Below are 7,716 nucleotides of genomic sequence, written 5' to 3'. Positions count from 1 at the left end.
ATCCGGGCTTTGCTGAAGCGCATTTTTCAATTCGATGACGGCGGCGTTGAGATCACCCTTGGCCCGGTATTCGATTGCGCTGCCGATATGCTCTTCGGGTGAACGGGCGCCGAAACGGTCACAGCCCCCCAGTGGCAGGATCAACGATAGCACCAAGACCGCAATGAGCTTGGCATACAGGCGTAAACTATACCTCTGCCGGACTCGAAGCATTCCGCTCTCCCTCAGCGTGACGGGCGCAGGTGCCCAAATTCCTTTTGTGTCACCGTTCAATGGGTTCGTTCGTCTGTCGTCACGCCGCCTTTGAGGCCGTATTTGCTAAGCAGGGAGTACAGCGTGGGCCGGCTGATGCCAAGCAGTTCGGCCGTCCGCGCCAGGTTGCCGTTGGCTTGCCCTAGCGCTCGCGACACCGTGCGCCGCTCGACCTGTTCTCGCGCTTCACGCAGCTTCAAGGGAGAGAGCTCCGCTTGCGTTGCGGGCAAAGCAAGGTCAGCAGCCGATATACTGTTATATTCCGCCATAATAACGGCTCGGCGCAAAACGTTTTCCAGTTCCCGAACGTTGCCTGGCCAATCGTAACTTTCGATCGCCGCAAGCGCGTCGTGGGAAAACCCTTTGAGGCCCCGCCGGTCCCGATCCGCGTATTTGCGCAGGAACGCGTGGGCGAGCAACGTCGCATCCCCGTCCCGATCACGCAGACGGGGGATCGTAACCGTAATCTCGCTTAGCCGGTAATAAAGATCCTCGCGAAAGCTGCCTTCCTCCAGCATGGCCTTGAGATCGCGATTGGTCGCGCCCACAACGCGAACGTCCACGGGGATCTCACCGCGCCCCCCCAGCCTTTCGATCACTCGCTCCTGAAGAAAGCGTAGGAGCTTTGCCTGCAGCGCGAGCGGCAAGTCCCCGATTTCGTCCAAAAACAGCGTGCCACGATCCGCGTATTCGATTTTACCTACGGTCTGGCGATTCGCCCCGGTAAATGCCCCGCGCTCATATCCGAACAGCTCACTCTCGAGCAGAGTATCGGGGATCGACGCGCAGTTGATGGCGACGAAACGCTCGGCGTTTCTCGGACTGAGCCGGTGCAGCGCGCGAGCCAATAGCTCCTTGCCGGTACCGCTTTCTCCCATGAGAAGCACCGTGGCATTGACCGGCGCCACACGCTCGATCATACGGCAGACTTGCAGCATCTGGGGCGACGTCGCCACGATGCCCTCGAGCGGACTCTCCGGCGCCTCGATGAGGCGACGGTGCTCGAGTTGCAACTCATGGAGGTTCTTGGCGCGATCGACGATCAGGCGCAGGACATCCGCATCCACCGGCTTTTGATAGAAATCGTAGGCGCCGGCTGCCACGGCTCGCAGCGCCGTCTCGCGCTCATCGTTGCCGGTTACGACAATCACTTTCGTGTGCCGGGACAGAACCAGAATCTCTTCCAATGCCCGCAACCCTTCCGAGGCGTTCGCGGCATCCGGCGGTAAACCGAGATCGAGCAAAACGACGGGAGGTGTGTGGAGCTCAACGAGCCGCAGCGCTTCCTGGCGTGTCGATGCAATCAATACGTGATAGTCGCTGAAGCACCATTTGAGCTGACGTTGCAGTCCGGGGTCATCCTCGACGATCAGTAGTTTCGGCTGCGGTTTAGCCACTCAACACCTCCCGGTTTCCATTCCCCCTCGACGTGGCTGGATCCGACTGATGCAGCGGCAACCGTAGCACAAAGCAGCTGCCCTCATCGGGTGCACTGATCACATCCATCACGCCCCCGATCGCCTCGACGAAATGTCGGGCCTCGTAAACCCCGATCCCCATGCCGGCATTCCCTTTAGTGGTTTCGAACGGACGGAACAAGCGCTCGCGAATAAACGCCTCCGCCATTCCCGCACCGCTATCGCGCACCTCCAAGCGACACCATGGACCTTCCCGCGTCACGCTCAATGCGACTTCACCGTCAGCCGGAGTGGCCTGCTGCGCATTGCACACCAAATGCTCCAAAACCGTTGCCAAACGACCGCGCGGACAATCCACAATCAACCCCGGAGTGCAGATCTCGACCCGCGGAACCGGTCGGCTCTTCGCCAGGCCGTCGGCAACCTCTTCTACCAGCTCGGCGATATCCACCGGGTCGGTCGTCGCCATCGGCGAGTCCAGCTTACGCAGATTCGACAACACACGGTCCATCCGCTGCGTGGCGCTCTCCATAGTGCGGAAAGCATCCTCGATGAACTCCGGATCGTGACGGTGCTTCACGGCATTGGCGGTGATCAGCGACAGCTGGCCCGAGACATTTTTCAGATCATGCACGACAAAAGCGGACAAGCGATTGAAAGCGTCGAACTGCCGCGCATCGATAAGCGCATCCGTCGCGTCCAGATGCGCCACGTAGCTTGCGACCTGGCGCCCGGCGGTTTTAAGCAGATCACGATCCTCCCAGTTGATCTCCCGTGACACCTTGGGCCGGCTGAGCACGATAAAACCTTGCAACCGCTCCTGCAGCAGCAAGGGCAAAATCAGCCATGGATTGCGAAATTTATCGAGCCAATCGGGCAGGGCCACTCCACCGTACCGCCCGGGATATTTTTCGTATTCGGCCAGATCGATGAGCCATTCCCGCGCTCGCAGAATACTCACCAGTGAGGAATCGGCCGGCGCGGTCACCGTGCCCGGGAACGAGACGTTCCAGGTGGCCGCCAATATAAGGTGCCCGTACTCGTTGGCACTCCACAACGCGCCGCTCGGACTGTCCACGAGTTGCGCGACCGCACGCACGGCACGTACCCGCAAAGGCTCGCCATAATAGTTCGCGGAGAGAGTGCCGATAAAGCGTAACCATTCCTCGCGGTAGTCGTACTTATACGAAAAGAAGTGCTTCGAGATGGATACGCGAATCCACGCACGCAGGCTCCCGGAGAACAGCGCCGCCAAAAACACGACCAGCGCCCCGACCAGAAAGATAATCTGCAGGGCGCTGCCCCAATTACCGCCGAGGTAGCGAATGGAGTAGCCGGCGGTGGCCATGACCAGAAGATAAACGCCCGCTCCGGTAATGACGACGGAGTCCACAACGAGGCGCCGGGAAACACCGATGGACAACGACCATTTCGGATTGCGCGCAGCGGAAACCGCTATGAGCGGCACGGCAAGCGCATTGACGAATCCCCTCGCCGCGAGGATCTGCGCGCTTAGGTCGCCGAACAGCAAACCGTCAGCATAAAGATAAAAGTCAAAGGCAAAAGCAACCCCAAGGCCCAGGCAGAGATGCTTGATCCCCCACCGGTAATCCGGCTCCACCCGACGATAGAGCTGCTCGATCAGTAGCATTCCAAGAAGGCTCGTCAGCAACAAACCCGCGAATCCCAACAACGGCGGCAAGCCCAGAAAACCTGTGGTCGCGACGAGCGAGACGGCAGCAAGCAGAAGAGCGAGCACGGTCAATACCACCCACGGGTCCACACTCAACCGCCGTCTCGCCGAATGCGGCCACGACAAGCGCAGCAACACCGCCAGAAAAGTGAGCCAGCCTGCCCATCGCAGGAGCTCGAACATCAGGATAAGCCAGGGGAAAGCCGCGAACGACCAGAGTGCACTGACGCTGTAGACCGCTCCCCAGCAGGCACAGATCAACACGGCCAACAACAGGACAACGCCGCGGGACAAGCCGCGAAAGCCAGCAAACAACAGTGCGAACAGCAGCGTGTATGCCGCTGCCGCGACACCGTAGCTAGCGGCCGCGACCGATATCGCCATGCCCGCCGTCACCCCAGCCAGATCATTTAATAGAACGATTAACCCAATAGACGCTTCTCAGCAGGTGGTAATGCGCAACGAGTGCGAACGTGCGGCGCTTACTCGCTCGCTACCGCTTCATCGGAAACCGTTGATCGCTTTCCTGCCAGCACGGCGCAAGCGTACAAAACCATGAGAAACGATCTCCTTCGCGGCAGCCTCGCCGCAGGACACCCGCCAGGGATCTAGGTGCGTACTTGAGCAAACTGAAACGCGTTACCGCCGAGTAACAGAGCAATGGCTCATTCCGCGCGTCCTTATCGCTCTCCCGTGCTCGATCCTTCGAACAATTGCGTATCCATCACCGCCGCTCAGCGCTGTTTCGGGCGATTGATGAGACAACCATACCTTCCCGGACGGTCGGCAACCGTGATTCAGTTCACCACAGAATTGACAACCGCACCCTCTTGCGCTCGCTCATCCTGGCCGGATGCTCTCCTGACGGCGAAGTCCAGCTTGCTCTGCGAGTCTTCACTAAACCCCAAAGCGGGGACGCCCATGTTGCTACCGTGCTCGGGAAACGATAGATGCAGCTGACTGCCGGCAAAAATAATGATCGTCGCCAACAACAACAAACCGACGAGCCCGAACAGTAGCCGTTGCCCCTTGCGCCGGGGTAAACGTCCCATTTGCGCGCCACTGCCCGAGGTCGACACGATGCGCTCATCGGGATCGGGCCTGACCTCATGCACAAAAATCCGCTGTGAGGCTGTCACCCGAACATCGTTTTCCGCCCGAACATCGTTTTCCGCCTCCCAGTCACCTGGCGACATCTGCGATTCCGCCACGTCGCCTGGTTCAGGCATCGACGAGGCGGAGCGTGCCGGGGTCCAATCGGTAGCCGACGGCTCATCCAGGTTGCCAATCACCGGCTCACGGCGCGTTGGGCCAATTTCCTCCGTGACTTCTTCCCGCATGTACGGCTCATCGTCATCGAAATCCTCCCAACTGGGACGGCGTACGGTGGATGCCTCGGGCAGCTCTTCGAGCAGCTTGTCCACGTCTTTGACATCCGTCGAAAGCAGCATCTCGTCACGTAAATCCTCGATGACCGCCCGCATATCGGCAAGCTGGAAATCGCGTTTCTCCTCGACGAAGCCGTACATGAGCAGACGGCTCAGCACCTGGTTGATACGCCGAGGTACACCGCCGCTCAGCCGGTGAATCATGGCGAGCAGAGCAGGCTCGAAGCTCGGACTGCCTTGCCAACCGACGCGTTCCAGGCGATGGCAGATATAGGCCTCGGACTCCTGCTCGTTCAGCGGTGAGAGGTGACAAGCCGCGATCAAGCGTTGATGAAGCTGCTCCATGACCGGCTGGCGGACCATCTCGCGTAACGGCTCCTGCCCAACCAAAAAGACCTGCAGCAGCGACTGGCCGTCCTTTTCCAGATTCGTCAGGAAGCGCAACTCCTCGAGCGCCGACTCCGATAGGCCCTGAGCTTCATCCACGAGCAGGATCGCCCGGCGCTTGGAGCGGTAATCCTGATCCAGGCTACGGATGATTTGGCGCAGCAGCGAGGCCTTATCAAGATGATCGCCCTGTAAAGAGAGCTTGAAGGCGATCATGCGAATGAGCTCACTGCCTTCGAGCTGGGTGCTATTGAGCTGAATCACCCTGAGCCGCTGCTTGCGCAGATCCGCCAGCAGATCGTAGATTAGCGTCGTCTTGCCGGTACCGGGCCGGCCGGTGACCATAACAAAGCCTTCTGCCCTTTGTACGCCGTACTCCATGTAGGCTTTGGCCTTGCGGAAGCTGCGGTGCCGAAAGCAGAAGCGATAGTCCGGTGTCAAGCGGAACGGATCACCGGTGAAGCCAAAAAAGCTCTCGTACATAAGCCGTCTCGCCACTCCCTTGCCTTAAAAAGCGATCATGAGGCTATCGGCGCAGTCGGTAGCCCTCCTAGCCGTCACCCTGCCTGCTGCGAAGCACCAGTCTACCGGGCACCTTTGCCCCAGAGAACCACTTCCACAGTCTGTAACAAAATGCTGAGATCAAATAGCAGATTGTGATTCTTAGCGTAATAGAGATCGTATTGCAGTTTCTCGAAAGCATCGTGCTCCGAAGCGCCGTACGGGTAACGCACCTGCGCCCACCCGGTCAGGCCGGGTTTCACTCGATGGCGCTCAGCGTAATACGGAAACAGCGTAGCCAACGTGGATACGAATTGCGGCCGCTCTGGGCGCGGCCCCACAAAGCTCATCCTACCGGAGAGAACGTTGAAGATCTGCGGCAGCTCATCGATTCGATATTTCCGAATGAAATGCCCTACCCGCGTGATCCGCGGGTCACAGCTCGACGCCCATTGTGCTTTTCCGTCGCCCTCGGCATTGACCTGCATGCTGCGGAACTTCAATAGCTCGAAAGGAATTCCCTCCTCACCGATTCGGCTTTGTCGATAGAGCACCGGCTCCCGCCCGCCGCTCTCCAGCCAAATGGCCAGCGCCGTGGCCGCCATTACGGGTATCGTGCCAAGCAGTAGCAGAAGGCTCGCCGTGATATCGAACAACCGCTTGATCCAACGCCGCAGCAGCCGACGATTGAACCCCGGAGAGAATATCAGCCAACTGGCATCCAAGACATCGAGCTTGAGCAACCCCAGTTCCCGTTCGATGAATGTCGCAAGCTCCACGACATCGATCCCTTGGGTGCGGCAGTCCAGCAACTGTTCCATCGGCAAGCCCATACGGCGGTCGTCCACGGCGATAACCACCTGATCAACATGGTGGCGCGCCGTGTAGCGCGGCAGCGTCTCATCGAGAATTACGCGACGGCCCTGCGGCACGACCGAAGCGTCCCCTGGCATCTCAACGAAGCCAAGGAAGCTCACGCCGATGAAATCCGTGGAACGACGGAACAACAGGATATGATTGGCCCGTTTGCCGGCGCCCAGCACCAGCACGCGGCGGCGGTTATTGCCCTGGCGGAGCAGGCGCAAATAGCCCGCGCGGAGTAGACCGAGCATGAGGAAGGCGACGAGCAGCGAAAGGCCGAACACCCCTCGCCCCAGGAAAAGGGCCGGAAACGTATAAAAAAGCAGGGTCATGAGCACGCCGGCCAGGCTCAGCCCGATGGCCAGGCGCACCAGCACGCCGGGCAGTCCGTCGCGAAGTCTCTGGTTGTATAATCCGACGGCCACCAGACAGGCCGTGCCGATCAGCGCGAAGCTCGCCGCTTTCGGCCAGATGGGCAGCAGCTCGTCCAGCGACGCCGCGCTCAGGTCTCCGAAGCGGATGATGGTGCCCACATATAGCGACACCCCCAGTAACATCGGTTCTATAACGCCCAAAATGGGCAACAGGCGCCGATGGTAACTTCCGAATATCCCTTCCAAAATCATCTCTCGACCTCGCCCCAATCCCTTGCTGTGCCCAGCCCTCCAGGCAGTCAAGGCGATCAAATCAGACGTGGAACCCTACACCAGGGCCGTTGCAACGTCCCAGTAGCGCCAGGTAGCTGTGCCCAGTGCCACATCACGTCCATATAAACAAGCTTAACCCATTTTTCTGCCGTTGCTGAGCACTACCTGTCTCCATTCAGAGACACCTACTCAAGAAACAGTCATTTAGCTGTTTACCGCACGGCAACGGGACCAGTGACGCCGACTGCTGTCGTTTGTCGACGACATTCCATTGCTGCCGATTTTGCTTAACTTACTGAACAATATCATTTAACTCTCAAATGGCACGGTACAGGCCATCACCGTGCGAGCCTCTACGCTCAGTGGATGGTCATAATGTAAGCAATTTTGACACACGGATGTTGAATCAATCAACATCACTAGTGAAAGAAAATAATTAAAAGTTAACGAAACAATATGCAGTATATATCGCTGATACGGGTCTAGCGCGCAACATCCACCACCACCTTCGTTACCGTGTTTACTGTGAACGCAAACACTATGAGGCTCCACTCGACGACGGAGTTCCT

Annotated in this window: 5 protein-coding genes; all 5 read right to left on the bottom strand. The window is 58.8% G+C overall.

What is annotated here, in order from left to right:
* A partial coding sequence (locus tag AC52Q4_RS04525; RefSeq protein WP_495535616.1) for a hypothetical protein occupies nucleotides 1-213 on the bottom strand: 213 nt, incomplete at its 3' end.
* A 56-nt stretch (nucleotides 214-269) separates the two neighbouring features.
* Nucleotides 270-1,649 carry a PEP-CTERM-box response regulator transcription factor gene (gene prsR / locus AC52Q4_RS04520; protein WP_495535615.1) on the bottom strand — a complete coding sequence of 460 codons (1,380 nt, stop codon included), beginning with the start codon at nucleotides 1,647-1,649 and terminating at the stop codon, nucleotides 270-272.
* Nucleotides 1,642-3,747: an XrtA/PEP-CTERM system histidine kinase PrsK gene (prsK, locus tag AC52Q4_RS04515; RefSeq protein WP_495535614.1), complete on the bottom strand. Its 2,106-nt coding sequence runs from the start codon at nucleotides 3,745-3,747 to the stop codon at nucleotides 1,642-1,644. The genes prsR and prsK overlap by 8 nt, the downstream gene beginning before the upstream one ends.
* A 413-nt stretch (nucleotides 3,748-4,160) precedes the next feature.
* Nucleotides 4,161-5,621: an ExeA family protein gene (locus tag AC52Q4_RS04510; protein WP_495535613.1), complete on the bottom strand. Its 1,461-nt coding sequence runs from the start codon at nucleotides 5,619-5,621 to the stop codon at nucleotides 4,161-4,163.
* 101 nt (nucleotides 5,622-5,722) lie between these two features.
* Nucleotides 5,723-7,126, bottom strand: coding sequence for a TIGR03013 family XrtA/PEP-CTERM system glycosyltransferase (locus tag AC52Q4_RS04505; protein ID WP_495535612.1), 1,404 nt, complete (start codon nucleotides 7,124-7,126; stop codon nucleotides 5,723-5,725).
* Nucleotides 7,127-7,716 lie beyond the last annotated feature (590 nt).

The sequence above is a fragment of the Nitrococcus sp. genome, from assembly GCF_059432795.1.
Note: the sequence above shows the minus strand (reverse complement) of the source record. Positions and strands in the feature narration are given on the sequence as shown.